Source organism: Janibacter sp. CoH_79_TC_3 (assembly GCF_058197955.1).
The window spans coordinates 1-933 of record NZ_JBXWIV010000051.1; the positions used below are offsets into that span (position 1 = coordinate 1).

1 protein-coding gene is annotated in these 933 nt (G+C 34.5%); it reads left to right on the plus strand.

All coding sequences use genetic code 11. The features are described from left to right. Positions 1-78: 78 nt before the first annotated feature. Positions 79-876, plus strand: coding sequence for an ATP-binding cassette domain-containing protein (locus AC2FA3_RS15010; RefSeq protein WP_490510283.1), 798 nt, complete (start codon positions 79-81; stop codon positions 874-876). Positions 877-933 lie beyond the last annotated feature (57 nt).

Consider the following 933-nt stretch of genomic DNA (forward strand, 5'->3'; position numbering starts at 1 on the left):
GTTTTACGCCCATACAGAAACTCAATCAAGCAGCTTAATTCTATTTGTTAGGTGTCTTAGGTTTGGGAGGGTTACCTGTTGATTGCTTTTTTAGCATACAAATCCCAGTTTGGTAGTCGTGTCAGCTCTCTAATCGATAAATATATTGAATTAAAAATGCTAAATATTCATGGGGAGAGGTTAGCTGATATCGTCCTACAAGATCAGGAGCGCTCCCAATATCTACCGAAGTTAGGCTCAATAGAACCTGAAGATGTTATTTCGGATGTCAAAATAAAAAATCTTAATTTTAAGTACTCAGAAGAGGAAGAATATATTCTGAAAGATTTATCTTTGTACATAAAAGATAAAGAATCTGTCGCGATAGTTGGAGAGACTGGTTGTGGTAAGAGTACTTTGATGAGTTTGATGATAGGTGAATTAAATCCTACTTCTGGCGAAATTCTTATTGCAGGAAAAAATGTCAAAAATATATCAGAGTTAAACTCAAGAAAATTAATTGCCTGTGTTGCGCAAGACGATGTGTTATTCGCAGGTTCACTGCTAGAGAATATTAGCTTTTTTGATGAAAATGTAGACATGTTTTGGGCAGTCCAGTGTGCAAAGTTGGCATCAATTCACGATGAAATAATGTCTATGCCAATGGAATATCAAACATTGATCGGTGATATGGGTAGTATCCTCTCAGGAGGGCAAAAGCAGAGAGTTTTTATAGCTAGAGCTCTTTATCAAAGACCTAAAATTCTATTTTTAGATGAAGCTACTAGCCATTTAGATGTTGAGACTGAAAGAAGAATTAATAAAACTATTAAAGATTTAAATATTACAAGAGTTTTTATAGCTCACAGACCTGAAACTATAGTCAGTTCAAAATAAAAGTGTTATGCCTTGGACAAAGATCATAAAACAATTTGGATAAGTCGTTTTCCATCC